Genomic DNA, 25,857 nt, shown 5'->3' with positions numbered 1-25,857 from the left:
ATAGATGTGAAGACACTGTCACGGTATTTAACTGCAACAGGCATTTTTGTGGCGCAGCACTAATTAATTAAATAAAACACCGGTTAAATGTTTACTTGATGAAACTGTCTGATTACTATTGCCGCACTGTCTCCTTGTCACCCGCGTCCTACATAAGGTAGTCCACATGTCCTTGATCAATGAATACCGCGCCACAGAAGAAGCCATCAAAGAACTGCAAGCTCGCCTGAAAAATCTGTCGCAAGACGACAAACTGCAAACCGAGCTGGAATTCGAAGGCAAACTGCGCACGCTGATGGGCGAATACTCCAAGTCGCTGCGTGACATCATTGCCCTGCTGGATCCAGAAGCCAAGTCGAGCAAAGCGCCACGTGGCGCCGTCAAAACTACTGGCACCAAGCGCGCTCGCAAAGTTAAGCAATACAAGAACCCGCACAACGGCGAAGTCATCGAAACCAAAGGTGGCAACCACAAGACGCTGAAAGAGTGGAAAGCCAAGTGGGGCGGTGACGTGGTAGAAGGCTGGGCAACCCTGCTGGGCTAAGCCTCACCGCGTCGCATGCTTCTTTGCGAACAAAAAACGCCAGCGATTGCTGGCGTTTTTTTATGCCTGTCATCTTTTCAATTCATTGCGACTCAAGGCTTAAACGTTTACGCAATTGCTGGCTGTAGCCTTGCCATTGCATGAGTACTTCTCGCTGCATGGGTGTCGACAGGCCCAGCCACTCTCCCATCGCCTCGTCAAAACTTTGCAAGGTATTAGGCGCTCCCCATTCCGGGGCGGACAGACGTTGTTGACAGAAAAGTCTCCAACGCCCCTGCTCTTCGGGATCCAAGGTGTCTGGAAAGTTGCGTGCGCGATATCGGAACAATAGTTCCGGCAGACGCTCATCATCGAAAGGCCAGCGCTCTTGAGCCAATTGCGCCGGGTCCGCCAGGCGGACTTGTTCACATAAACGCCGATCGCGGTCGCCCAAGAAGCCTGCGTATAACTGTTGCTCGGGATCCTCGCTGGCGGTGAAATCTTCGCGGCCATAAATAGCCTGAAGTTTATCTTGCCAAACTTTCTGTGCGTCAGTTAGCCGCAATGCCCGCTGTTGGTAACCCTCCATGTCCAGCGCCAGCCGCTGCTGGTCCTCGACGCGCAGCACCGACAGCGGCGCGACCACCGGGCATTTGTTGATATGGATCAGCTTGAGCGGCACTGGCAGCTCACCTTCGAGCAACTCTTCACGGCGGGTATACAACCGTTGGCGCAGGCTGTCGGCGTCGTGGTCCAACAAGCCCTGGGGGTCCAGGTGCAGGTCGCAGACAATCAGGGCGTTGCGGTTTTTCGGATGCCAGGCCAGGGGCAGGACCACGCCGATGTAGTTGCGCGCCGCCGAAAAGCGACCGGAAATATGCACCATCGGCTGCAACAGGCGAATCTGGTCCATCACCTTCTGTTTGCTGCGCAGCTGGAACAGCCAGTCGTAGAGCCGGGGCTGCTGCTGGCGGATCAGGCGAGCCAGGGCGATGGTCGCACGCACGTCCGACAACGCATCGTGGGCCTGGCCATGATCGATGCCGTTGGCGGCGGTCAGGCGTTCGAGCTTGAGGCTGACGCGACCGTCTTCCTGCGGCCAGACAATGCCTTGTGGGCGCAGCGCATAGGCCGCGCGCACCAGGTCAATCAAATCCCAGCGACTGTTACCGCCCTGCCATTCCCGCGCGTACGGGTCGAAGAAGTTTCGATAGAGGCTGTAGCGGGTCATTTCATCGTCGAAGCGCAGGGTGTTGTAGCCGGCGCCACAGGTACCGGCCGCGGCCAGTTGGTCGTGGACACGGGTCATGAAATCGGCTTCGCTCAAGCCTTTTTCCGCCAGGCATGACGGGGTGATGCCGGTAATGGCACAGGCCGCCGGATGCGGCAGGATGTCATCGCTGGGTCGGCAATACAGGTTCACCGGTTCGTCGATTTCATTGAGCTCGAAGTCGGTACGGATACCCGCCACCTGCAAGGGCCGGTCGCAACGCGGGTTGATGCCGGTGGTTTCGTAGTCGTACCAGAAGATGGAAGTCACGGGCTGTTCCTGAACTGAAGACTGGCGAAGTCTAGGCGCTCGAACCCGCCTGCGACCAGCAGTGCTGTAACTTTTGAAGACTAATACCAGGGATAGTGGATCTGTGTGGGAGCGGGCTTGCTCGCGAAGACGGCGATACATTCAACATCAATGCAAGCTGGCACACCGCTTTCGCGAGCAAGCCCGCTCCCACAGTTGGTCTGCGGTGCCTGCGAGTGCAATCCCGGCATGGAGGTACAGACCGTGTTCGCCCTCCCAATCCTGTTGCAAACCATGAAATGACCCACACAGTTCTATCGTTTGCCCGCGCGAAGACTGCTAGCATCGGGGCCGAGATTGAACATTCGGTCTGGCCCATCACAGGTTGCCCATGCTCGAGACACCAGCACTGCAAAGGAACGCGACGCTGCCCGCGCCCCTGGACACGCGTTATCAGGTTGAAACGCCGGAAGGCATCGACCTGCCGCTGCGCCCGGCGGGGTTGATGCCGCGTGCAATCGCCTTCGCCATTGACCTGGGCATACGCGGGCTGGTCCTGGGGTTTTTCTTCCTGGTCCTGGCATTTTTCGGTGAGCTGGGGCTCGGCCTGGGTTCCATCCTGCTGTTTGTCGTCAGTTGGTGGTACATGGTGCTGTTCGAGGTGCTCAACCAGGGGCGCTCTCCCGGCAAGCAGATCATGGGGCTGCGCGTGGTGCAGGACGATGGCCGGCCCATCGGCTGGTCGGCGTCGTTGATCCGCAACCTGCTGCGTTTCGTCGACATGCTGCCCTTTGGCTACACCTTCGGGGCCATTTGCTGCCTGCAGCATCCGGCGTTCAAGCGCCTGGGCGATCTCGCGGCCGGCACGCTGGTGGTGTATCGCGAACAACCGGTCAAACGCCCCGCATTGCCCATGGCCCCGCCGATACGCACGCCTTTCACCCTGAACTTGCATGAACAACGCGCCGTGCTGGGCTTCGCCGAACGCCAGGCAGATCTGTCCCGGGCGCGGGTCAACGAACTGGCGGCGATCCTGGCCGCGCCACTGAACGTCCAAGGGCCGAACGCCACCGCCGAGCTCAATGGCATCGCCCGTGGCTTGTTGGGGCCGACATGAAGCAAAGCCTGTTCGAAAGCCGCCACCAAAGCGAATGGGAGCACCTGTCCCGGCAACTCGATCAACTGGAGCGCAGCCGCAACGCGCCCCAGAGCGGTGATTTCCCCGCCGCCTATCGACGGCTCTGCCATCACTTGGCACTGGCCCAGGCCCGGGGCTACAGCAGCTTGCTGGTCGACACCCTGCAACAACTGGCGCTACGCGGTCATCAGCAACTCTACCGGGATCGCAGCCGCCCCTCGGCCAGCCTCTCGGCCTTCATCCTGGTCGGTTTCCCTCGCCTGGTGCGTGAACAATGGCGCTTTGTGCTGGCCGCCAGCCTGATGTTCCTGGGCAGCCTGGTGGGCATCGGGCTGCTGGTCTATCTGTTTCCGGAACTGGTCTACAGCGTGCTGGGCGCCGACGAAATCAGCCAGATCCGCAGCATGTATGACCCCGCCTCCGGGCACCTGGGGCGCTCGGTCGAACGGGCCGCCAGCGAAGACTGGGTCATGTTCGGCTACTACATCATGCACAACATCGGCATTGCTTTTCAGACGTTCGCCAGTGGCTTGATGTTTGGGCTCGGGAGCGCGTTCTTCCTGCTTTTCAATGGCCTGACCATCGGCGCGGTGGCCGGGCACCTGACCCAGATCGGCTCGGGGGGAACGTTCTGGTCGTTCGTGATCGGCCACGGCGCCTTCGAACTCACCGCCATCGCCCTGGCCGGCGCCGCGGGCCTGCAATTGGGCTGGGCCTTGATCGCGCCGGGACGCCTGACCCGGGGCGAGGCCTTGCGACTCGCGGCGGGCAAAAGCGTGCTGATGATCGGTGGCGTGATGCTGTTCCTGCTCATCGCCGCGTTCATCGAGGCCTACTGGTCCTCCAGCGCCGTGACGCCCGCCACCAAATACACGGTGGGCGCGTTGTTGTGGCTGTTGGTGATCAGCTATCTGTCGTTTGCCGGACGGGTCCGCCATGCGCCTGAGTGATGCCACCGTCGTCATCCGCCCACGCACCACCTGGGAAGCCATGGACCTTGGCATATTGATGAGCCAGCAGCATCGACGCCTGCTGATGACCAGTTGGGCGATCATCACGTTGCCGGTGTACCTGTTGCTGACCCTGCTGCTGTGGGATTCACCGTCCCTGGTGGTGATGCTGTTCTGGTGGCTGAAGCCGGCCTTTGACCGTTTGCCCTTGTACATTCTGTCCAAGGCGTTGTTTGGCGAAACCCCGACCTTGAGGCAGGCCTTGCGCCAATGGCCAGCGCTGCTCAAACCCCAGTTGCTGGCCAGCCTGACCTGGCGCCGGCTGAGCCTGAGCCGCAGCTTCCTGCTGCCGGTGGTGCAACTCGAAGGGCTCGCCGGTGAAGCGCGGGAGCAACGCATACGGGTATTGCTGCAACGTAATCGCGGCGCTTCGCAATGGTTGACCATCATCGGCATGCACCTGGAAACCGCCCTGTGGTTCGGCCTGATGGCGCTGTTCTACCTGTTCGTGCCGCAACAAGTCGAACTGCAATGGGATTGGGAGACGCTGGTGTCCGCAGCCGAACACGACTGGTTGTGGTTCGAGCACCTGGTCAACTTCCTGTATCCGCTGCTGCTGATCTTGTGGGAACCGGTGTACGTCGCCTGCGGCTTCAGCCTCTATCTGAACCGGCGGACAATCCTCGAAGCGTGGGACATCGAACTGGTGTTCCGGCGCCTGCGCCAGCGGCTGAGCGGCGTAGCCCCGGTGTTGTTGCTCCTGGCCCTGGTGATGCTGCCATTGGCGCCCCCGGCGTTTGCCGCTGAGGACACCAACGGCCCCGACAGCCCGCGGCTGCTCAACCAGCCCCTCACCAGCGAAGCCTCCCGGGACGGCATCGAGGCGATCCTCGACGCTCCGCCCTTCAAGAACTCCGAGACCGTCACCCGTTATCGTTTCGGCGAAGACACCGCTGAACCCGCCGAGGAGACCGAAGAGACCGAGGCCAAACCGAGCTGGCTCAAGGCCCTGTTCAAATGGCTCGGCGGCCAACGCTTCGACATCGCCGCCTCGCTGATCCAGATCGCGCTGTGGGCCTGCTTGACAGGCGCGATCGTCTGGCTGGCCTGGCACTATCGGGAGCGGCTCAAGGCCCTGGTCAATCGCCGACCAACGCCACGCCTGCCCGTGGAACGAGCGGCGCCGGCACGCATGTTCGGCCTGGATATCCGTGAAGAAAGCCTGCCGACCGACATCGCCGCCAGCGTCGAACAACTGTGGGCCACGCAACCCCGTGAAGCCCTGGGCCTGCTGTACCGGGCACTGCTCAGCCGGTTGCATCATGACTTCAAGATCCCCTTGAAACCGTCCGACACCGAAGGCCAGGTGCTGCAACGCGTCGAACAGCTCAAGCAGGACGAGCTGCTGGGCTTCAGCAAAGCCCTGACGCTGCATTGGCAAAACATTGCCTACGGGCATCGCCCACCGCCGACCCACCTGCAACAGGAACTGTGTGACGGCTGGCGCGGGCTGTTCGGTCCGGGAGCGTCTCGATGAGCCGGCACGCGGGGTGGCTGATCGGCGCCGTGCTGGCCGCCGTGGTGTGCGCATTCGGCTTCTATCTCTACGCCAAAGCCGTGCCCTATGAAGAGGTCGTCGAGCACGGCCCTTCTCCCGAAGCCCAGGCCAACCCTTACCTGGCCGCCGAGCATTTCCTGCGCCAGCGGGGCATCAACGTCGAACACGCCAACAGCCTGGATGTATTGCCCACCCTGGAGCCTCGCCAGCACAGCCTGCTGTTGCTGGGCGAGCGCACCCACATGACGCCCCGGGAAGTCGACCGGTTGATGAACTGGACCCGGGCCGGCGGGCGCTTGCTCATCGTGGCCGAAGCCTTGTGGGACGACAGCGCCGGCAGCAGCGGCGACCTGCTGCTCGACCGCGTGCGCCTGCGCCAATTCCTGAGCAAGGACCTCAAGGAACCCGCGCCCGAACTGATCAAGGACCGTTATCCGGAACTGACCAAGCTCTACCTGGAAGACGAAGAGGCGCCGGCCTATATCAGCTTCGACACCGACTTTCACCTCGAAGACCCGCATAACCTGGCCCAGGCCTGGGCCAACAGCGCGTCGTCGACTCACATGATGCAATTGACCCTCGGCCTGGGCTCGATCACCGTGCTCACCGATGCCGAGCTGTGGAAGAACGATGCGATCGACCAGTACGACAACGCCTGGCTGCTCTGGTACTTGAGCGCCGACACGGACGTCACGCTGCTGTTCAATACCGACCACGACGACCTGCTGACCCTGTTGCTGCGCTATTTCCCCCAAGCGCTGGTGGCACTGCTGGCCCTGGTTGCCCTGTGGTTCTGGCATTCGGCGGTGCGCCATGGCCCGCTGCAACCACCCGCCTCCAAGGCGCGGCGCCAGTTGGAAGAACACGTGCAGGCCAGCGCCGGTTTCCACCTGCGCCACAACGGCCAGCAGCACCTGTTGCACACCTTGCAGCAAGACGTGCTGCGCCGGGCACGCCACCTTCACCCAGGTTTCGAACAACTGGCCGTCGCCGAACAATGGCAGGTCCTCGCCCGCCTGACCCGGCAACCGACGCGGGCCATCAGCCAGGCCTTGAGCCCACGGCCGAAACAGCGGATGTCCGGCGCCGAGTTCTGCCGCCAGGTCGCCCATTTGCAAACCCTTAGGAATGCCTTATAGATTTTTCCGCAAAAAAATCCGCAAAATCACTGGAAATCGCCTATCGTACGGTATCGCTAAAGCTAGTAATAAAAGGCGTTACAAGCCGTTTTATTTTCCGCAAAAATTTCCGCAGGTATTGCCCAATAAACAGCCGTTATGTTCGCTGGAAGCAAACGATGATCACCTCGAAAACGTACCTTGATCCCGTACTGCCAGAAAGTCTGCCCGACTCGATCATTCAGGCTGCGGATCAATTGCCGTGCAAGGCAGCCTTTCTGGCCGGACGTCTGGCCGATGAGACATCCAGGCAACTGGCGGGCCTGTTGCGCATCACCAACACCTACTACTCGAACCTGATCGAAGGGCATCGCACCGAGATTGCCGACCTCCAGGTTGCTCGCACGACACCAAAACGGGAAAGAAAGGAACTCAAAGAGCTGGCCGTGCAGCACATGACGCAGCAGGAGGTGATGGAGCGGCTACTTCGCATGCGGCCAGCGGACAATTTCTCCGCCCTGTTCGATCCCAAGTTGATCGCGGCCATCCATCGTCGACTGTTCAAGGACGCGTCCAAGCAGGAACTGACCCTGGGCGATGGGCGCATGATGGAACCCGGCAGGCTGCGGGCCGAAGAGAACGAGCAGGTCCAGGTTGGCGCCCATGTCGCTCCCGCGGCGGCCGTTGTATTGCCCATGCTTGAGCATCTGCAGCTGCACTACGGACGAATCAGGGATCCGCGGCGCCAATTGATCGCGGCCCTGGCAGGCCATCACCGGGTGGCGCTTGTTCACCCCTTCCTGGACGGTAATGGTCGAGTGATTCGAATGCTCACCCACCTGCAGCTTGTTCACCTTGGGCTGAAACCTTTTCTCTGGTCACTGTCTCGTGGCCTGGCTCGCAGGCAAGATGAGTACTATCGCTTCCTGGCCTTGGCTGATCGCCCTCGCGAAGGTGACTATGACGGGCGTGGCCAACTTTCACAGCGTCACTACTTCAACTTCATCGAATTCATGCTCGATGTCTGCCGCGACCAGATTGAGTACATGACCACCTCGCTAAACCCGGCCAAGCTGCGCGAGCAGGTTGTTCATGTGTTCTCGACGGATCCCGAGCTTCGCCGTGCCGGCATCCGGCCCACCAGTGCAGCCGCTGTGCTGGCGCTTCTCACTCAAGGTGCGATGCCACGTGCGGAGTTCAAGGTGTTCACAGGCTTGAAGGATCGGCTGGCAACCGAAGAACTGGGCCGCTTGATCGAAGCGGGGATCGTGGTCAGCAGTACCCCCCGGTCCCGCACGGTGGAAGCGGGTCTGCCCGCACGCTTCGCCGGATTGATCTTTCCGAACCTGCATTTTCAAATGGGCTAAGGTGTGCAGCGACTCAGTTGTCAGCGCCCGGCACTGCACCCTGTCGCGAGTCATAGGATTTAACCGTTAGGAGAACGCCAGAATTGACGACTGAACAGAACGAACCAACCGACGGCCAGGCCCATGCCGTTCAACAGCGCCAGCGCGCCAGTCAGTTGGCCCAGGCCATCCGCACCGAGCTGCGCAAGGCGGTGGTGGGTCAGGCCAGTGTGATCGACGATGTGCTCACCGCGCTGATCGCCGGCGGGCATGTGCTGCTCGAAGGCGTTCCCGGGCTGGGCAAGACCTTGCTGGTGCGGGCCCTGGCTCGCTGTTTCAACGGCGAGTTCGCGCGCATCCAGTTCACCCCCGACCTGATGCCCAGCGACGTCACCGGACACGCGGTGTACGACTTGCAGACCGAGCAGTTCAAGCTGCGCAAGGGCCCGGTGTTCACCCATCTGCTGCTGGCCGACGAGATCAACCGTGCGCCAGCCAAGACCCAGGCCGCGCTGCTCGAAGCCATGCAGGAGCGTCAGGTCACCCTCGAGGGCCGCGCCCTGCCTATCGCCCAGCCGTTCATGGTCCTCGCCACCCAGAACCCCATCGAACAGGAAGGCACCTACCCGCTGCCGGAAGCCGAGCTCGACCGCTTCATGCTCAAGGTTCGCATGGATTACCCGGATGCCGACCAGGAGCTGGACATGGTCCGCCAGGTCAGCCGTTCGACCCGCGCCGACATGCTCGACGTGCAACCGCTGCGCATGGTGTTGCAGGCCAAGGACGTGCAAGCGTTGCAACGCATCGCCAGCGACCTGCCGATGGACGACCAGGTGCTCGACTACGCCGTGCGCCTGGCCCGCACCACCCGCAGTTGGCCGGGCCTGACCCTCGGCGCCGGGCCTCGCGCGTCGATTGCGCTGGTGCGTTGCGCCCGGGCCCGGGCGTTGTTGCGCGGCGGCGACTTCGTCGTGCCGGACGACATCAAGGGCTGCGCCCTGGCCGTACTGCGCCATCGCGTGCGGCTGGCGCCGGAACTGGACATCGAAGGGCTGTCGGTGGACCAGGTGCTGGGGCAACTGCTCGATCAAGTGCCGGCGCCGCGGTTGTGATGAGGGCGTCTGTGCCAAGCGTGCTTTTTGTGCCAGGAATACCTTCTATGGCAGGAATGTCTTCTGTACCAGGAATGCTTTTTGTGCCAGGAAAATTCTTTGTGGCAGGCATGCTTTTTGTGGCGAGGGAGCTTGCTCCCGCTGGGCTGCGAAGCAGCCCCCAAGTTCTATCTGATACACCGCCAGGGGACGCTGCGCGTCCAGCGGGAGCAAGCTCCCTCGCCACAGGAAACCTCACTGCAGTAAATTTCTTTGCCAAGGCCAACATCCCCTGCAAGGGCATGCGCCGATGAAACCCTCACGCCTGCTGCTGACCTGGCTCGCCGTGCTGCTGGCCGTGAGTATCATGCTCGGCGCCCTGCGAGCGCTGGGCATCGCGGTGCCATCGACGCTGCTGTCGATCAACTGGGGGTTGCTGCTGGCCTTGCTGACCCTGGCGCTGCTCGACGCGGTGCGCGTCCGGCGCCTGCCCTCGCCGCGGGTGCAACGGCAAATGCCCGGGAGCCTGGCCCTGGGCCGCTGGGGTGATGTCCGCCTGGAAGTCAGCCACGACTTTGCCCAGCCGCTGCACGTGCAGCTTTTCGATCATGTTCCCGATGGCCTGGACTTCGAAAACCTGCCGCAGTCGGTCGAACTGCAACCCGGCCAGCGCAGCCAGGTCGGCTACCGCCTGCGCCCGCTCAAGCGCGGTCACTTTACCTTCGTCCAGTGCGAAACCAACCTGCCGAGCCCGCTGGGCTTGTGGACCGACAAACGCCTGCTGGACGCCGTCGACCACACCCGCGTCTACCCGGATTTCGCCAGGCTCTACGACGGCCAGTTGCTGGCGGTGGACAATTGGCTCAGCCAGCTCGGCATTCGCCAGCGGCAACGCCGCGGCCAGGGGCAGGAATTCCATCAACTGCGCGAATTCCGCGAGGGCGACAGCCTGCGCCAGATCGACTGGAAAGCCACCGCCCGCCATCGCACGCCGATCGCCCGGGAATACGAAGACGAGCGCGACCAGCAGATCATCTTCATGCTCGACTGCGGCCGACGCATGCGCAGCCAGGACGGCGAGCTGGCGCATTTCGACCACGCCCTCAACGCCTGCCTGCTGCTCAGCTACACCGCCCTGCGCCAGGGCGATGCCGTGGGCCTGAGCACCTTCGCCAGCGAGCAAAGCCGCTACCTCGCCCCGGTCAAAGGCACCGGCCAACTCAACGTCCTGCTCAACACCGTGTACGACCTCGACAGCAGCCAACGCCCCGCCGACTACCAGGCGGCCGTCACCGAACTGTTGGCCCGGCAAAAACGCCGGGCCTTGGTGGTGCTGGTGACCAACCTGCGGGATGAAGACGATGCGCAACTGCTCGCCGCCGTGAAACGGCTGGGGCAACAGCATCGGGTGCTGGTGGCCAGCCTGCGGGAAGAAGCCCTCGATCGGTTGCGCCAGGCACCGGTGCAAACCTTGCCCGAGGCCTTGGCCTATTGCGGGACGGTGGACTATTTGAATGCGCGGGCCGAGCTGCACAAGCAGCTCGCCGCCCACGGCGTGCCAACCCTGGATTCGCGCCCCAGCGAATTGGGCGCGGCCCTGGTGACCCAATACCTGGCCTGGAAAAAAGCCGGAACCGCCTGAAGCTGATCACTTAAGAAAGCGATGAACCCGTGGCGAGGGAGCTTGCTCCCGCTGGGCTGCGTAGCAGCCACTTTTTTAGGGAGCGCTTCGCCCTAAAGCGCCAGCCCGGTCATGCGGAACCGCATGGGTCCTACAGCGAGCCAGCAAAACTCCGGCTGACTACAGCGCCTTGCGCAACGGACTACAGATCCGCCAGAATCCGCCGGCTTGTGCACCTTGGCCTCGCCCCGTAACTTGATTCGCGTCGCTGATATCCAGCGATCGGGTTTAGTCGCCCGGGCAGTAGTAGCGTGTGCACAAGCGTCATCCAGTCAGGCCTCCCTATCCCTGCACTTGATGGTGACTGTACGCAGGGCGCTCTCGGGCGCGCCGGTTTTGCTACTCCTCCCGGTCGACTAACCTGCGTACAGCCGCCACCCCCTTCGTTTAGTCGCGAAAAAGTGACGGCTCCATTTCTAAAGGAGCAGTAAATGATCAAGCCGACCCCAAATCCACCCCACGAAACCCCTGACCCCGAAAAGCTCGACGAAGCCGCCCAAAGAGCCCTCGACTACTACCTCAAGCCCAACCACGGCCAACCCGACAAAAAACCTTACAAACAACCGGATTACTTCATCGTCGCCCCCGACGCCGACCCCGAAGGCATGCTCGCCCACACCTACGAAACCTTCTGCTCAGTAAGCACGTTGATCCTGGATCTATCGGAAGACCTGGAAGGCGCCCCGCGCAACCTGGCGTTGGCGATTCACCAGATGGGCGAGATGGGGGTGTTGTTGCTGGAGAAGATGCTGGATAACGAGGCGAGGGGTCAGCGCTGAGGGCCGAATGCCTGTAGACGCAGGCGGATGAAGGTCCTGTGGGAGCGGGCTTGCTCGCGAAGGCGGCGGCACATTCAGCATTGCTGCAAGCTGATCCACCGCTTTCGCGAGCAAGCCCGCTCCCACAATTAAGTGAGGTACACCCGCAGGAACCAGGCCTTGCGGCTAGGACCCAAGCGGCATCAAGCCGACGCCGGCAACGGATAAAAACAGAAATACTGCCGCAACGCGCTCACCAGTTGCCCATAGTCCGGTGATGCCCCCAGCAGGCTGAAGCCGGCATCGAAATGTTGTGGCGTCACGTCTTCATGGCACCACAGGCACCTGGCTTTCAACTGGATGTTCTGCTGCGGCCCTTCCTCGGCGGGGATTTTCAGGAGCAAGTCAAAATCCGCACCGACCATCAACGGTAAATGGCTGATCAACATCAGCCCATTCTCGGAAACATTGCCCAGGAAACCGATGGGCCTGTCGTTGATACCGTTGAACACTTTGAGGAAATACGGCAACTGATGCCGTTCGATTCGGCGTTCCTTGTACATGTCTTGTATCGCTTTCTTAGCGGCCACATACAGGGCCAACCGATCACTTCGGAACGAACCCAAGCGAGCCCGCTCTCCCCAATCCCGGTGCCAGACGCTATCAACCGCCTTGAGCCTATTTCTGCCGGTCTCAGGTGCTTCTATAAAGTAGAGATCTAGCTCTAACTACGACTTGTACAAATATAGCCCAAGGTTAGAAGGCAACCAGTCCCATGTATTAATTTTCATAAACACGACGGGCAGAGGACGGATGGCCAGGATTACTCCTGGCCACGGGAGGGAGGGTCAAGAAGCAGGACGAATCGCCGAGGCGCTGCGGGTCGGGTAGTGGCCCAGGCTCTGCAGGGTTTCGAGCCGGGCGCGAGCGCGGAACGCGTATTCGCTGTTAGGGTATTGGGTGATGATGAACTGGTAGGTCTGCGCTGCATCGATGAACAGCTTCTGCCGCTCCAGGCATTGGCCGCGCAGCATCGAGACTTCCGGCTGCATATAGCGGCGGGCGCGGCTGGCGCGGTCGACCTTGGACAGTTCGAGCATGACCTGCTCGCAATTGCCACGGTCATAAGCCTTGTAGGCCAGGTTCATGTGGTGGTTCATCGACCAACGGGTGCAGCCCGTGACGCTCAGGGCCAGGGCAACAAAAAGCACGAATCGCATGGGAGGTTCTCCTGTCTTGAGCTCTGTATCGACCTGACGGGGAAAATCTTCAGCTGAAAACACTCCGATGGTGAACACCTGTGTGGCGAGGGAGCTTGCTCCCGCTCGGTTGCGTAGCGACCGTAAAATCTTGGGGCTGTTGCACAGCCCAGCGGGAGCAAGCTCCCTCGCCACAAGAGCAGTGTTCGGCTTTAGTAGTTAAAGGCGCAAAAATTTTCAGGAATGTTCATTTCGAAAAACAAACGAAAAAGTAGTGCATATGAACAATGACTACACCCAAAGAGCATAGTAGCCTTCGCTGGCGCTTGAACTTGAGGAGTCTTGCATGTCCGTCCGTCGCACCAAAATCGTCGCTACCCTTGGCCCGGCCAGTAATTCGCCGGAAGTTCTCGAACAGCTGATTCTGGCTGGCCTGGACGTTGCCCGTCTGAATTTCTCCCACGGCACCCCCGACGAGCACAAGGCTCGTGCCAAGCTGGTGCGCGACCTCGCTGCCAAGCACGGCCGCTTCGTTGCCCTGCTGGGTGACTTGCAAGGCCCGAAGATCCGTATCGCCAAATTCGCCAACAAGCGCATCGAGCTGAAGATCGGTGACACCTTCACCTTCTCCACCAGCCATCCGCTGACCGAAGGCAACCAGCAAGTGGTCGGCATCGACTATCCGGACCTGGTCAAGGATTGCGGCGTCGGCGACGAGCTGCTGCTTGACGACGGTCGCGTGGTGATGCGCGTCGAGACCGCTACCGCCACCGAACTGAACTGCGTCGTGACCATCGGCGGCCCGCTGTCGGACCACAAAGGCATCAACCGTCGCGGCGGTGGCCTGACGGCCCCAGCCCTGACCGAAAAAGACAAGGCCGACATCAAGCTGGCGGCGGAAATGGAAGTCGACTACCTGGCCGTTTCCTTTCCCCGTGACGCGGCGGACATGGAATACGCCCGTCAACTGCGCGACGAAGCCGGCGGCACCGCCTGGCTGGTGGCCAAGATCGAACGCGCCGAAGCCGTGGCCGACGACGAAACCCTCGACGGCCTGATCAAGGCGTCCGACGCCGTGATGGTGGCCCGCGGCGACCTGGGCGTGGAAATCGGCGATGCCGAGCTGGTGGGCATCCAGAAGAAGATCATTCTGCATGCACGCCGCCACAACAAAGCAGTGATCGTTGCGACCCAGATGATGGAGTCGATGATCCAGAACCCGATGCCGACCCGCGCCGAAGTGTCCGACGTAGCCAACGCCGTGCTCGACTACACCGACGCCGTGATGCTCTCGGCCGAAAGCGCCGCCGGCCTCTACCCGCTCGAAGCGGTGCAGGCCATGGCGCGTATTTGCATCGGCGCTGAAAAGCACCCGACCAGCAAGACCTCCAGCCACCGCATCGGCAAGACCTTCGAGCGCTGCGACGAAAGCATCGCCCTGGCGACGATGTACACCGCCAACCACTTCCCGGGCGTGAAGGCGATCATCGCGTTGACCGAAAGTGGTTACACGCCGCTGATCATGTCGCGCATCCGCTCCTCGGTGCCGATCTACGCGTTCTCCCCACACCGCGAAACCCAGGCCCGCGCGTCGATGTTCCGTGGCGTCTACACCGTGCCATTCGACCCAGCGGCCCTGCAACCGGGCGAAGTCAGCCAGGCGGCGGTGGATGAACTGGTCAAGCGCGGCGTGGTGCAGACCGGCGACTGGGTCATCCTGACCAAGGGCGACAGCTACCACACCATCGGCGGCACCAACGGGATGAAAATCCTGCATGTTGGCGACCCGATGGTCTGAGTGACCGAGCGCTGAAAAACAAAAGCCCTGCCATGTGAATGGTGGGGCTTTTTGGTTTTTGCCTGCTGAAGCCTGTGCTGCCTGATCTGCCGCCATCGCGAGCAAGCTTTGCTCCCACATTTTGGACTGCGTACACATCTCACCTGTGGGAGCGGGCTTGCTCGCGAAGGCGTCAGCTCATTCAAGATGGATGCAAGCTGACCCACCGCTTTCGCGAGCAAGCCCGCTCCCACAGGGATTTTGTGTTGAACACATTATTCCTGAACACCACAGATCTACTGTGGGAGCAAAGCTTGCTCGCGATAGGGCCGGACCAGGCACCAAAAAACTCAACGCCTGTTGATAAACCCCGACAACGCCGCCACCGCCTCGGGCGAGCGCAAGCGCTGGGTGAACAGCGTGCCCTCTTCTTCAATTACCTTGCGCAGTTGCTCCCGGTCCGGCGCTTTCATCAGTTGCTTGCTGATACACACCGCTTCCGGCGGCAGCGATTCGAAGCGCAATGCCACTTCCCTGGCCTTGGCCAATACCGCTTCGCCATTGTCCAGCGCCTCGGTAGCGATGCCCCATGCGACCGCCTGTTCTCCACTGAAGCCCTCGCCCAACAGCAACAATTGCGCAGCCCTGGCCTGGCCCAGCAGCCGCGGCAGGATCAGGCTGGAGCCGAACTCCGGACACAAACCCAGGTTGACGAACGGCATGCGCAGCCGCGCATCCCGGCTGACGTAGACCAGGTCGCAATGCAGCAGCAACGTCGTGCCGATGCCCACCGCCGGCCCAACCACGGCGGCGATCACCGGTTTGCGGCAATCGAGCAGGCTGAGCATGAACTGGAATACCGGGTTATCGAGGTCGTTCGGCGGCTGTTCGAGGAAGTCGACGATGTCGTTACCGGCGGTGAAGCAATCGCTGGAGCCGGTGAGCAGCACCGCGCGAATCTGCGGGTCGGTGTCGGCCATCGTCAGGGCGTGGGCCAATTGACTGTACATCGCCCGGGTGAGGGCGTTTTTCTTGTCCGGGCGGTTCAAGCGCACGGTCAGCAGGCCGCGTTCACGGTCGAGCAACAGGGTTTCGGTCATGGTCGGTCTCGCGTCTGGGAATCAGCGCTCAACCACGGGGCAGGAAGACGTCGGCCAGCAGTTGATTGCGCGGCAAGCCGGCCAGGTACAAACGCTTGGCAAAGGCCTCGACCCGGTCGGGATGGCCGCAGAGTAAGGCTTGGGTTTGCCGGGAAACAAGCCGCAGTTGCGCCAAGGCGGACGGCGCCTCGGCCGCGGTCAGCAGCTCCACCGAGAGGTTTTGATGCTTGGCCGCCAGCGCCTCCAGGGGTTTGGCCAGGTAATGCCCGGCCGCATCATGGGCCACGTGAATAAGGCGAATCGCGCCTTGGTGATGCTGGCGCAACGCCTCGCGCAGCAAGCCGAACAGCGGCGCCAAGCCCGTCCCGGCGGCGAGCAGCCACAGCGGCCTGGCATGCCAGTCGGGATCGTAGTGCAAGGCGCCACCGCGCAGCTCGCCCAGCCGGATCGGGTCGCCGGCGTTCATCTGCCGGGCCGCCTCGATGAACTGGCCGGGCTCACGGCAATCGAGGTGGAACTCCAGGAAACGGTCTTCTTCGGGCAGGCTTGCCAGGGAATATGGCCGGGCCACCTCGCAGGCCCACAGCACCAGATGCTGCCCAGCCCGATACCGCAGCGGCCGCTCGGGCGTGACGCGCAAGCGCAACACCTCGCCGCCCAGCCAATCCACTGCCATCACCTGGGCGGCCTGGCCGTCACGTTGCGGATCGAAGGTATGGATCTGCACATCCTCCACCACCTGGCATTGGCAGGCCAACCGCCAGCCCTGGTCGCGCTGCGTCGGGCTCAGGGCATCGGGACGGCTGTCGCGCACGTCGCCACCCACGCACTGCACCAGGCAGGCGTGGCAGCTCCCGGCGCGGCAACTGTAGGGGACCGGCACGCCGGCACCGTTCAAGGCGTCCAGCAGGTTACTGCCCGCCGCCACCGTCCAGTGCCGACCGGCGACTGTCAGTTCAGGCATCGACGTTCTCCCAAGCGGCGGCGCACCGATTGCGGCCGTCTCGCTTGGCACGGTACAGGGCCTGGTCGGCCCGCTGCAACGCGTTATCCAGGTCATCGCCCATGTCCAGCATCGTCATGCCCGCCGACAGGCTGAGGGCGCCGACCTGCAGGCCGATCAGTTCGACTTCGGTGAACGCCAGCCGCAGCCGCTCGCAACAGGCCGTCAGGCGCTGGGGGTCGCAAGCGGGCAGCAGCATGACGAATTCCTCGCCGCCGTAACGGGCCAATACATCGCCTTCGCGCAGGCATGCCGTAGCGACCGCGGCGAACGCCTGGAGCACCTGGTCGCCGGCGGCGTGGCCGTGCAGGTCGTTGATGCGCTTGAAATGGTCAAGGTCGATCAGGGCCAGGCCATGGGCGACGCCGGGCCGGAGGGTGTTGAGTTCGCGGGAGGCCAGGCGCAGGAAATGCCGGCGATTGAACAGCCCTGTCAGCTCATCGGTGGCCACCAGGTCTTCGAGCTGGCGCATCATCCCGCGCAAGGTGTCCTGGTGCGCCTGCAAGGCAAACCGCCGCTGACGCATGCGCTGGCGTGAGGTCTGGACGTAGCGGGCGTAAAACACCAGCCACACCAGCACGAGAAACAGCACGGCCACCTGCAACCCGGCCAGGGTGGGATCGGGAAGCCTGAAGAAGTAACCGTCCCAGAGGGTAATTGCGGTGAAACTGATGAACACCAGCGACGCGCAGCGCACAAACGCCCGGCGTGACAGGTGGAACAGCCCGAACAACAGAATCAGCACATAGAACACCAGGAACACGCCCCGGGCCTGGTCCAGGTGCGCCATCATCCAGGTCTGCCAACCCAAGCCGATCAACACCTGGACTTCGGTGAGGCTGGGGTCGGCAAAGCGCAGGTTGCGGTCGGTGATAAACAATGTGAACAGCCCGGCCTGGCACAGCACGACCAACACGCTGCCGATGATGACACCGCGCAACGAGTCCAGGTAATGCCCACTGAAAAATGCCAGCCACAACAAAACCAGTGCCAGCGCGTACGTCGCGGCCGCCAAAGCGAAGCGTTTCAGCAAAAGACGTTGAATGGCGTTATGGGTCAATCGTTGACTCACCATGGGAAAGGAAACTGACAGGAGGCGTCCTACGCTACAGGCCAGACGCCACTTTAGTGGCGTGTAGGACAAATGACCATTCAATTCTGGAGCAGAAAAATGGCGTCAAAGCAATGGCCCAATTGACGCAGTGGCTCGCGCCCCTGATATCCCTGTGGCGAGGGAGCTTGCTCCCGCTCGGTTGCGCAGCGACCGCAAAATCCTGGGGCCGCTGCGCAGCCCAGCGGGAGCAAGCTCCCTCGCCACAGGCTTTCACCGCCATCCTCATCAGTCCGTCGCGATCGCGAGCAAGCTCGCTCCCACAGGATGCTGGCCTGCGATATACTGCCGCGCCTTTTTAGCGTCGCGCCAGCATGCCCGGCGTGCCTTATAGAGGTGCCGCCCGTCGACCGATGCACCCAAGCGGCCGGCACCTTATTGAATGTTCCCGTCTTTAGAGAGGAGCGCGACTCATGACCGTGATCAAGCAAGATGACCTGATACAGAGCGTCGCCGACGCCCTGCAGTTCATTTCCTACTACCACCCCGTGGATTTCATCCAGGCGATGCACGAAGCCTACCTGCGCGAAGAATCGCCGGCGGCCCGTGACTCCATGGCGCAGATCCTGATCAACTCGCGCATGTGCGCCACCGGCCATCGGCCGATCTGCCAGGACACCGGCATCGTGACTGTGTTCGTGCGCGTGGGCATGGATGTGCGTTGGGATGGCGCGACCATGGGCCTGGACGACATGATCAACGAGGGCGTGCGTCGCGCCTACAACCTGCCGGAAAATGTCCTGCGTGCCTCCATCCTCGCCGACCCGGCAGGCGCACGCAAAAACACCAAGGACAACACCCCGGCGGTCATCCACTACTCCATCGTCCCGGGCAACACCGTGGAAGTGGACGTAGCGGCCAAGGGCGGCGGTTCCGAGAACAAGTCGAAGATGGCCATGCTCAACCCGTCCGACTCCATCGTCGACTGGGTGCTCAAGACCGTTCCGACCATGGGGGCCGGCTGGTGCCCACCGGGCATGCTCGGTATCGGCATCGGCGGCACTGCCGAGAAAGCCGCGGTGATGGCCAAGGAAGTCTTGATGGAATCCATCGACATCCATGAGCTCAAGGCCCGCGGCCCGCAGAACCGTATTGAAGAGATGCGCCTGGAGCTGTTCGAGAAGGTCAACCAACTGGGCATCGGCGCCCAGGGCCTGGGTGGCCTGACGACCGTGCTCGACGTGAAGATCATGGATTACCCGACCCACGCCGCCTCCCTGCCGGTGTGCATGATCCCCAACTGCGCCGCCACCCGTCACGCCCACTTCGTGCTGGACGGCACCGGCCCGGCTTCGCTGGAAGCGCCACCGCTGGACGCCTACCCGGAAATCGTCTGGGAAGCCGGCCCGTCGGCCCGTCGCGTCAACCTCGACACCTTGACCCCGGAAGACGTGCAGAGCTGGAAGCCGGGCGAAACCGTGCTGCTCAACGGCAAGATGCTCACCGGTCGCGACGCCGCGCACAAGCGCATGGTCGAGATGCTGAACAAGGGTGAAACCTTGCCGGTGGACCTCAAGGGCCGCTTCATCTACTACGTCGGCCCGGTCGATCCGGTCGGCGACGAAGTGGTCGGCCCAGCCGGTCCGACCACCGCCACACGGATGGACAAGTTCACCCGCCAGATCCTCGAGCAGACCGGCCTGTTGGGCATGATCGGCAAATCCGAGCGCGGCCCGACCGCCATCGAAGCGATCAAGGACAACAAAGCCGTCTACCTGATGGCCGTCGGCGGTGCCGCTTACCTGGTGGCCCAGGCGATCAAGAAATCCAAGGTCCTGGCGTTCGCCGAACTGGGCATGGAAGCGATCTACGAGTTCGAGGTCAAGGACATGCCAGTGACGGTTGCGGTGGACAGCAAGGGCGAGTCGGTGCATATCACGGGTCCTGCCATCTGGCAGAAAAAGATCAGCGACAGCCTGGCGGTCGAAGTGCAGTAACAGGCATTTTGGCGCAGTGAAAAAGGCCGGCGGGGCAACAACCCCACCGGCCTTTTTTTATGCAGTGATGCCACAGCCGCCCCCTGTGGAAGCGGGCTTGCTCGCGAAAGCGGTGTGTCAGTTTGCGGTGATGTTGGATGGGCCGGCCTCTTCGCGAGCAAGCCCGCTCCCACAGGTGATCTTGGGTGTTCATAAGTTTGGGGATCACTGCGGTCATTGTGGGAGCGAGCCTGCTCGCGAAAGCGGTGGGTCAGTCGACATCAAGTTGGATGTGCTGGCGTCTTCGCGAGCAGGCTCGCTCCCACACTGGATCTCAGGTGACACAACACCCCAATCCACGACCAATCCCTGTTGGAGGCTAACTACCTGATCGCTCGAAGCAACCGCCATGCTATCGTGGCCACCCGACTTTCCACTGGTTCACGCCAGCATGCTGCCGAACCCCCGTACCTTGCGCCTGTCGTTGTACACCTTGCTGATCCTCGCCGGCGCGGCCGTTGCCGCCACCCTCGCCGTGCGCCACGCCGAGCACGAGGCCTTGGAAGAAGACGCCAGCCGTGCCAGCCAGCAGTTGGCGCTGTATGCCAATTCGTTGCACACCCTGATCGAACGCTACCGCGCCCTGCCCGCCGTGCTGGCGCTGGACCCGGAATTGCGCTCGGCCCTCAAGGGGCCGCTCAGTGCGACTCAGCAGGATGCGCTGAACCGCAAGCTCGAACAGATCAATGGCGCCGCCCAGTCATCCACATTGGAACTGCTCGACCACAGTGGCTTGGCCGTCGCGGCCAGTAACTGGCGCCTGCCCAGCAGTTATGTCGGGCACAACTATGGTTTCCGCCCCTATTTCATCCAGACCCGCACCCAGGGCACCGGGCGGTTCTACGCGGTGGGCGTGACCAGCGGCATACCGGGTTATTTCCTCTCCAGCGCCGTGACCGGCGACGACGGCGCGTTCCTTGGCGCGATGGTGGTAAAGCTGGAGTTTCCGGAGCTGGAGCGCGAATGGCGCCAGGGCAGCGATACCCTGCTGGTCAGCGATGCCCGGGGCATCATCTTCATCGCCAATCGCCCAGGCTGGCGTTATCGTCACTTGCAACCGCTGACCGACAACGACCGCGCCGAACTCAAGGCCACCCGCCAATACGACAAACAACCGTTGCAAGCCCTGGCCCATGAACCGCTGCGCCGCTTCGATGACAACAGCCATCTGGCCCGGGTCGAAGCCCCCGATGGCTCGGAGGATTACCTGTGGGAATCCTTGCCGTTGACCGCCGAGGGCTGGACCCTGCACTTGCTGCGCCGCCCGCAAATCACCTTCGAAGACTTGCGCAACGCCGGGCTCGCCGCCGCTGGCTTATGGTTGGCGCTGGTGTTCCTGTTGCTGTTTCTCAACCAGCGCTGGCGCCTGGCAAGGTTGCGCCAGCGCAGCCGCGAAGAGCTGGAACGGCTGGTGGAGGAGCGCACTCGGGATCTGCGCACGGCCCAGGACGGGCTGGTGCAATCGGCCAAGCTGGCGGCGTTGGGGCAGATGTCGGCGGCCCTGGCCCATGAAATCAACCAACCGTTGACCGCCCAGCGCATGCAATTGGCAACCCTGCGCCTGCTGTTGGATCACGGTCGGGTCGATGACGCCTACAAGGCCCTCAAGCCGGTGGATGACATGCTGACCCGCATGGCCGCCCTCACCGGCCACTTGAAGACGTTCGCGCGCAAAAGCCCCAGCGGCCTGCGCGAACGCCTGGACCTGGCGGAAGTGGTGGACCAAGCCCTGCAACTGCTGGAAACACGCCTGCGCGATGAACAGATCAGCACCGTGCTGCACCTGACCCGCCCGGCGTGGGTGCGCGGCGATGCGATCCGCCTCGAACAGGTGTTGATCAACCTGCTGCGCAACGCCCTCGACGCCATGGCCGGCCAACCGCTCAAACGTTTGGAAGTGCGCCTGGAGGCCGATGAGCAATTGTGGCGCCTGACCGTCAGCGACAGCGGCACCGGCATCGCCGAGGAGCACCTGGCCCAGGTGTTCGATCCGTTCTTCACCACCAAGGCCGTGGGCGACGGCCTGGGCCTGGGGCTGGCGGTTTCGTTCGCAATCATTCATGAATCTGGTGGGCGGCTGACGGCGGACAACCACGGGAACGGCGCGGTATTCTGCGTGACCTTGCCCATCGATCAGGAGGCGCAACGGCATGCTTGATTCAGTCATGGTCGTGGATGACGAAGGCAGCATTCGCAGTGCCGTCGAGCAATGGTTGAGCCTGTCGGGGTTCCAGGTGCAACTGTTCAGCCGCGCCGACGAATGCCTGGCCCGGTTGCCGGAGCATTTCCCCGGGGTGATCCTCAGCGACGTGCGCATGCCCGGCCTCAGTGGCCTGGATCTGCTGGCCGAAGTGCGCCGCCGGGATCCAGACCTGCCGGTGATTCTCTTGACCGGTCACGGCGACGTGCCCATGGCGGTAGAGGCCATGCGCGACGGTGCCTACGACTTCCTGGAAAAGCCCTTCAGCCCGGAAGCCCTGCTTGGCAGTTTGCGCAGGGCCCTGGACAAGCGTTTCCTGGTGCTGGAAAACCGTCGATTGCACGAGCAGGCCGATGCCAGGACCAGGCTCGACGCCAGCTTGCTTGGCGTCTCCCGCTCGTTGCAAAACCTGCGCCGCCAAGTGCTGGACCTGGCGACATTGCCGGTCAACGTGTTGATCCGTGGTGAAACCGGCAGTGGCAAGGAGTTGGTCGCCCGCTGCCTGCACGACTTCGGCCCGCGGGCGAGCAAACCTTTCGTGGCCTTGAACTGCGCGGCGATTCCCGAACCGCTGTTCGAAGCCGAGCTGTTCGGCCATGAAAGCGGCGCCTTCACCGGGGCCCAGGGCAAGCGCATCGGCAAGCTCGAATACGCCGATGGCGGCACGCTGTTTCTCGATGAAATCGAAAGCATGCCCCTGGCCCAGCAGGCCAAGCTGTTACGAGTTCTTCAAGAAAAAAAGCTCGAACGCCTGGGCTCCAACCAGAGCATCAACGTGGACCTGCGCATCATTGCCGCCACCAAACCCGACCTGCTGGACGAAGCCCGGGCCGGGCGTTTTCGCGAAGACTTGGCCTATCGCCTGAACATCGCTGAACTGCGCCTGCCACCGCTGCGCGAACGGCGCGAGGACATCCCCTTGCTGTTCGAACATTTCACCCACCACGCCGCCGAACGCCTGGGCCGTCCCGCCGCGCCCTTGAGCGGGCCGCAGTTGAGCCATCTGCTCAGCCACGACTGGCCGGGCAATGTGCGGGAATTGGCCAACGTCGCCGAACGCCAGGTGTTGGGGCTCGATCAACTGCCCGTTCTAGAAGCAGAGCCGGGCCAGTCCCTGGCGGCCCAACAGGAAGCCTTCGAAGCCCAGTGCCTGCGCGCCGCCCTGACGCGGCACAAAGGTGATGTGAAAGCCGTGCTTGAGGAACTGCAACTGCCGCGCCGCACCTTCAATGAAAAGATGCAGCGGCATGGGTTGAGTCGGGAGATGTTTTTGTAGGGCCCGCTGAATTCGCTGTGTCTGAACCGCCCTCATCGCGAGCAAGCTCGGCTCCCACAGGGGCCTGTGTACACCGGGCAAAATGTGGGAGCGGGCTTGCTCGCGAAGGCGTCGGGTCAGTCGATATCGAGTGGACTGACACACCGCTTTCGCGAGCAGGCTCGCTCCCACAAGGATCATATGTACACCGGACAGAAATGTGGGAGCGAGCCTGCTCGCGATGAGGCCGGTACTGACAACACACATTCCCCCTGCATAAGCGGATTCCCGCCCACACCCGCCGCCACAATAAGCGGATTTCCGCTTACGCAACGCCCCAACCCCCTCTAAACCGGCCTTCTCCCAGCTGGCACAGCTCCTGCTATAGCCCTGTCAGGCTGCGTTCCCACGCGCTCCACAAAAACAATTAAACGAAGGATCCTTCAATGGATAACTCAAACACCCTGCCCATCGGGTCGGCTGCCGTGCCCGCCCGTGAAAGAACCACCGCCAGCCGGATCAAGTCGATCTTCAGTGGCTCGGTCGGCAACATGGTCGAGTGGTACGACTGGTACGTCTACGCCGCTTTCTCCTTGTACTTCGCCAAAGCCTTCTTCCCCAAGGGCGACACCACCGCCCAATTGCTCAACACCGCCGCGATCTTCGCCGTCGGCTTCCTGATGCGCCCGATCGGTGGCTGGCTGATGGGCTTGTACGCTGACCGCGCTGGTCGCAAACGCGCGTTGATGGCCTCGGTGTACTTGATGTGCTTTGGCTCGCTGATCATCGCCCTGAGCCCCGGCTACGAAACCATCGGTGTCGGCGCACCGATCCTGCTGGTGTTTGCCCGCCTGCTCCAAGGCCTGTCGGTGGGTGGCGAATACGGCACCTCGGCGACCTACCTGAGCGAGATGGCGACCAAGGAACGCCGCGGTTTCTTCTCTAGCTTCCAGTACGTAACGCTGATTTCCGGCCAGCTCATCGCCCTCGGCGTGCTGATCGTGCTGCAACAAATGTTGACCACCGAGCAGCTGTACGCGTGGGGCTGGCGCATCCCGTTCGCCATCGGCGCGCTGTGTGCGGTGGTGGCGCTGTACCTGCGTCGCGGCATGGAAGAAACCGAGTCGTTCACCAAGAAGGAAAAAGCCAAGGAAAGCGCCATGCGCACCTTGATGCGTCATCCCAAGGAACTGCTGACCGTGGTCGGCCTGACCATGGGCGGCACCCTGGCCTTCTACACCTACACCACCTACATGCAGAAATACCTGGTGAACACCGTCGGCATGAGCATCTCCGACTCCACCACCATCTCCGCCGCAACGCTGTTCCTGTTCATGTGCCTGCAACCGCTGATCGGCGGGCTGTCGGACAAGATCGGTCGTCGGCCGATCCTGATCGCCTTCGGCATCCTCGGCACCCTGTTCACCGTGCCGATCCTCACCACCCTGCACACCATCGAGACCTGGTGGGGCGCGTTCTTCCTGATCATGGCCGCGCTGATCATCGTCAGCGGCTACACCTCGATCAACGCCGTGGTGAAGGCCGAGTTGTTCCCCACCGAAATCCGCGCCCTGGGCGTCGGCCTGCCCTACGCGCTGACCGTGTCGATTTTCGGCGGCACCGCTGAATACATCGCGCTGTGGTTCAAGAGCATCGGTATGGAGACCGGCTACTACTGGTACGTGACGGCCTGCATTGCCGTGTCGCTGCTGGTGTACATCACCATGAAAGATACACGCAAGCATTCACGGATCGTGACCGACTGATCTCCAAGTCGTACGCACAAAAGGGGCGAACCTACAGGTTCGCCCTTTTTTCGTTCTGCCTGTCCAAAGATTTATCCGACATTAATCTCTGGTTAATGCCTGACCTCCATCCTCACCCTCAACAGAACGCCATTCGATACGCCGGCAATGGGCCTCATTGACCGTTCTGTGGTAACCCAATATAGATCTATTTAATTGATAGATTTAAGCATTTATTTGCGCTTTTTAATCAAATTAACGAGCGTAATATGAAGTCCACACCCAAGGCGCCTAACGCCAAACATTCTGGAGCACGACCATGAAAACCAAACTGATCATCGCCCTGACCCTGTCCGTACTGGCCGCCAACACTTTTGCTGCCGACGGTTTCGACCGCACCAGCTCGGCCATCGCCGCTGATGGTTACGACCGCACCGGCGCTTCTACCCTCGCCGCCGATGGCTTCGACCGCACTAATGGCGCAATCGCTGAAGATGGCTTCGACCGCACCAACGGCGCAATCGCCGCCGACGGTTTCGACCGCACCAACGGCGCAATCGCTGCCGACGGTTTCGACCGCACCAACGGCGCAATCGCCGCCGACGGTTTCGACCGCACCAACGGCGCAATCGCTGCCGACGGTTTCGACCGCACCAACGGCGCAATCGCTGCCGACGGTTTCGACCGCACCAACAGCGCAATCGCTGAAGATGGCTTCGACCGCACCAACGCTGCTGCCATCAGCTAATCCGATCACCACACCCTCACAGCCCGGCCTCGGCCGGGCTTAGTTGTTTTTGGATCACAGG

21 protein-coding genes are annotated in these 25,857 nt (G+C 62.1%); 15 read left to right on the top strand and 6 right to left on the bottom strand.

Annotation, left to right across the window (positions count from 1 at the left end; translation table 11 throughout):
• Positions 1–166: 166 nt before the first annotated feature.
• A complete protein-coding gene (gene mvaT, locus J3P88_RS06770) occupies positions 167–544 on the top strand; it encodes a histone-like nucleoid-structuring protein MvaT (protein WP_003205091.1) in 378 nt (125 codons plus the stop codon).
• Positions 545–626: 82 nt separating this feature from the next.
• Here the strand turns inward: mvaT and sbcB are convergent, their stop codons facing one another.
• Positions 627–2,063: an exodeoxyribonuclease I gene (sbcB, locus tag J3P88_RS06765; protein ID WP_434574500.1), complete on the bottom strand. Its 1,437-nt coding sequence runs from the start codon at positions 2,061–2,063 to the stop codon at positions 627–629.
• 370 nt (positions 2,064–2,433) lie between these two features.
• On the opposite strand from sbcB, the gene J3P88_RS06760 reads away from it, so the two are divergent.
• The 8 genes from J3P88_RS06760 to J3P88_RS06725 all read left to right on the top strand — a co-directional run bounded on the left by J3P88_RS06760 (position 2,434) and on the right by J3P88_RS06725 (position 11,703).
• The gene (locus tag J3P88_RS06760) at positions 2,434–3,159 is read left to right on the top strand and encodes an RDD family protein (RefSeq protein ID WP_186729424.1); all 726 of its coding nucleotides are present in this window, start codon (positions 2,434–2,436) and stop codon (positions 3,157–3,159) included.
• Positions 3,156–4,130 carry a stage II sporulation protein M gene (locus J3P88_RS06755; RefSeq protein WP_434574499.1) on the top strand — a complete coding sequence of 325 codons (975 nt, stop codon included), beginning with the start codon at positions 3,156–3,158 and terminating at the stop codon, positions 4,128–4,130. Before J3P88_RS06760 ends, J3P88_RS06755 begins: the two co-directional genes overlap by 4 nt.
• Entirely contained in the window at positions 4,117–5,667 is a 1,551-nt protein-coding gene (locus tag J3P88_RS06750; protein WP_434574498.1) for a DUF4129 domain-containing protein, read from the top strand. The genes J3P88_RS06755 and J3P88_RS06750 overlap by 14 nt, the downstream gene beginning before the upstream one ends.
• Entirely contained in the window at positions 5,664–6,827 is a 1,164-nt protein-coding gene (locus J3P88_RS06745) for a DUF4350 domain-containing protein (protein WP_434574497.1), read from the top strand. Before J3P88_RS06750 ends, J3P88_RS06745 begins: the two co-directional genes overlap by 4 nt.
• A 158-nt stretch (positions 6,828–6,985) precedes the next feature.
• A complete protein-coding gene (locus tag J3P88_RS06740) occupies positions 6,986–8,173 on the top strand; it encodes a Fic family protein (RefSeq protein ID WP_434574496.1) in 1,188 nt (395 codons plus the stop codon).
• A gap of 83 nt (positions 8,174–8,256) precedes the next feature.
• Entirely contained in the window at positions 8,257–9,264 is a 1,008-nt protein-coding gene (locus J3P88_RS06735; protein WP_186729429.1) for an AAA family ATPase, read from the top strand.
• Between the two features lie 289 nt (positions 9,265–9,553).
• The gene (locus J3P88_RS06730) at positions 9,554–10,885 is read left to right on the top strand and encodes a DUF58 domain-containing protein (protein ID WP_434574495.1); all 1,332 of its coding nucleotides are present in this window, start codon (positions 9,554–9,556) and stop codon (positions 10,883–10,885) included.
• A gap of 470 nt (positions 10,886–11,355) precedes the next feature.
• Positions 11,356–11,703 (top strand): DUF6124 family protein, encoded by a 348-nt coding sequence (locus tag J3P88_RS06725; RefSeq protein ID WP_434574494.1) that lies wholly within the window; start codon positions 11,356–11,358, stop codon positions 11,701–11,703.
• Between the two features lie 182 nt (positions 11,704–11,885).
• On the opposite strand, the gene J3P88_RS06720 is transcribed toward J3P88_RS06725, so the two are convergent.
• Both J3P88_RS06720 and J3P88_RS06715 read right to left on the bottom strand, forming a co-directional pair.
• Positions 11,886–12,245, bottom strand: a complete 360-nt coding sequence (locus J3P88_RS06720; protein WP_434574493.1) for a PilZ domain-containing protein — start codon at positions 12,243–12,245, stop codon at positions 11,886–11,888.
• Between the two features lie 285 nt (positions 12,246–12,530).
• Positions 12,531–12,902 (bottom strand): tetratricopeptide repeat protein, encoded by a 372-nt coding sequence (locus J3P88_RS06715; protein WP_207964963.1) that lies wholly within the window; start codon positions 12,900–12,902, stop codon positions 12,531–12,533.
• Positions 12,903–13,227: 325 nt separating this feature from the next.
• Here J3P88_RS06715 and pyk point away from each other — a divergent pair, with 325 nt between their 5' ends.
• Complete coding sequence (gene pyk / locus J3P88_RS06710) at positions 13,228–14,679, top strand: pyruvate kinase (RefSeq protein ID WP_053124684.1); 1,452 nt, start codon at positions 13,228–13,230, stop codon at positions 14,677–14,679.
• Positions 14,680–15,008: 329 nt separating this feature from the next.
• Here pyk and J3P88_RS06705 read toward each other — a convergent pair whose 3' ends face one another.
• From J3P88_RS06705 to J3P88_RS06695, 3 genes are read right to left on the bottom strand one after another with little or no spacing between them, the layout of a single operon-like run.
• A complete protein-coding gene (locus J3P88_RS06705) occupies positions 15,009–15,758 on the bottom strand; it encodes an enoyl-CoA hydratase (protein ID WP_434574492.1) in 750 nt (249 codons plus the stop codon).
• Positions 15,759–15,786: 28 nt separating this feature from the next.
• Positions 15,787–16,722, bottom strand: coding sequence for an iron-sulfur-binding ferredoxin reductase (locus J3P88_RS06700; RefSeq protein ID WP_434574491.1), 936 nt, complete (start codon positions 16,720–16,722; stop codon positions 15,787–15,789).
• On the bottom strand, positions 16,715–17,821 hold the full coding sequence (locus tag J3P88_RS06695; protein WP_186706392.1) for a GGDEF domain-containing protein: 1,107 nt from the start codon (positions 17,819–17,821) through the stop codon (positions 16,715–16,717). Before J3P88_RS06695 ends, J3P88_RS06700 begins: the two co-directional genes overlap by 8 nt.
• 464 nt (positions 17,822–18,285) lie before the next feature.
• On the opposite strand from J3P88_RS06695, the gene J3P88_RS06690 reads away from it, so the two are divergent.
• From J3P88_RS06690 to J3P88_RS06670, 5 genes are all read left to right on the top strand, one after another.
• Entirely contained in the window at positions 18,286–19,809 is a 1,524-nt protein-coding gene (locus J3P88_RS06690) for a fumarate hydratase (protein ID WP_003178511.1), read from the top strand.
• Between the two features lie 430 nt (positions 19,810–20,239).
• On the top strand, positions 20,240–22,006 hold the full coding sequence (locus tag J3P88_RS06685) for a sensor histidine kinase (protein ID WP_434574490.1): 1,767 nt from the start codon (positions 20,240–20,242) through the stop codon (positions 22,004–22,006).
• Positions 21,999–23,324, top strand: coding sequence for a sigma-54-dependent transcriptional regulator (locus J3P88_RS06680; protein WP_434574489.1), 1,326 nt, complete (start codon positions 21,999–22,001; stop codon positions 23,322–23,324). The genes J3P88_RS06685 and J3P88_RS06680 overlap by 8 nt, the downstream gene beginning before the upstream one ends.
• A 425-nt stretch (positions 23,325–23,749) precedes the next feature.
• On the top strand, positions 23,750–25,069 hold the full coding sequence (locus J3P88_RS06675) for an MFS transporter (RefSeq protein ID WP_186706395.1): 1,320 nt from the start codon (positions 23,750–23,752) through the stop codon (positions 25,067–25,069).
• Between the two features lie 298 nt (positions 25,070–25,367).
• The gene (locus J3P88_RS06670; RefSeq protein WP_434574488.1) at positions 25,368–25,796 is read left to right on the top strand and encodes a heme utilization protein; all 429 of its coding nucleotides are present in this window, start codon (positions 25,368–25,370) and stop codon (positions 25,794–25,796) included.
• Positions 25,797–25,857 lie beyond the last annotated feature (61 nt).

The organism is Pseudomonas sp. Z3-6, from assembly GCF_051131985.1.
GTDB classification, from domain to species: Bacteria; Pseudomonadota; Gammaproteobacteria; order Pseudomonadales; family Pseudomonadaceae; genus Aquipseudomonas; species Aquipseudomonas zanjanensis.
The sequence above is the reverse complement of the archived record's forward strand: the minus strand, read 5'-3'. Positions and strand labels throughout refer to the sequence as shown.

Coding starts and splice junctions, on each gene's coding strand:
- mvaT (WP_003205091.1), top strand. CDS start 167: ATGTCCTTGATCAATGAATACCGCGCCACAGAAGAAGCCATCAAAGAA.
- J3P88_RS06760 (WP_186729424.1), top strand. CDS start 2,434: ATGCTCGAGACACCAGCACTGCAAAGGAACGCGACGCTGCCCGCGCCC.
- J3P88_RS06755 (WP_434574499.1), top strand. CDS start 3,156: ATGAAGCAAAGCCTGTTCGAAAGCCGCCACCAAAGCGAATGGGAGCAC.
- J3P88_RS06750 (WP_434574498.1), top strand. CDS start 4,117: ATGCGCCTGAGTGATGCCACCGTCGTCATCCGCCCACGCACCACCTGG.
- J3P88_RS06745 (WP_434574497.1), top strand. CDS start 5,664: ATGAGCCGGCACGCGGGGTGGCTGATCGGCGCCGTGCTGGCCGCCGTG.
- J3P88_RS06740 (WP_434574496.1), top strand. CDS start 6,986: ATGATCACCTCGAAAACGTACCTTGATCCCGTACTGCCAGAAAGTCTG.
- J3P88_RS06730 (WP_434574495.1), top strand. CDS start 9,554: ATGAAACCCTCACGCCTGCTGCTGACCTGGCTCGCCGTGCTGCTGGCC.
- J3P88_RS06725 (WP_434574494.1), top strand. CDS start 11,356: ATGATCAAGCCGACCCCAAATCCACCCCACGAAACCCCTGACCCCGAA.
- J3P88_RS06720 (WP_434574493.1), bottom strand. CDS start 12,245: ATGTACAAGGAACGCCGAATCGAACGGCATCAGTTGCCGTATTTCCTC.
- J3P88_RS06715 (WP_207964963.1), bottom strand. CDS start 12,902: ATGCGATTCGTGCTTTTTGTTGCCCTGGCCCTGAGCGTCACGGGCTGC.
- pyk (WP_053124684.1), top strand. CDS start 13,228: ATGTCCGTCCGTCGCACCAAAATCGTCGCTACCCTTGGCCCGGCCAGT.
- J3P88_RS06705 (WP_434574492.1), bottom strand. CDS start 15,758: ATGACCGAAACCCTGTTGCTCGACCGTGAACGCGGCCTGCTGACCGTG.
- J3P88_RS06700 (WP_434574491.1), bottom strand. CDS start 16,722: ATGCCTGAACTGACAGTCGCCGGTCGGCACTGGACGGTGGCGGCGGGC.
- J3P88_RS06690 (WP_003178511.1), top strand. CDS start 18,286: ATGACCGTGATCAAGCAAGATGACCTGATACAGAGCGTCGCCGACGCC.
- J3P88_RS06685 (WP_434574490.1), top strand. CDS start 20,240: ATGCTGCCGAACCCCCGTACCTTGCGCCTGTCGTTGTACACCTTGCTG.
- J3P88_RS06680 (WP_434574489.1), top strand. CDS start 21,999: ATGCTTGATTCAGTCATGGTCGTGGATGACGAAGGCAGCATTCGCAGT.
- J3P88_RS06675 (WP_186706395.1), top strand. CDS start 23,750: ATGGATAACTCAAACACCCTGCCCATCGGGTCGGCTGCCGTGCCCGCC.
- J3P88_RS06670 (WP_434574488.1), top strand. CDS start 25,368: ATGAAAACCAAACTGATCATCGCCCTGACCCTGTCCGTACTGGCCGCC.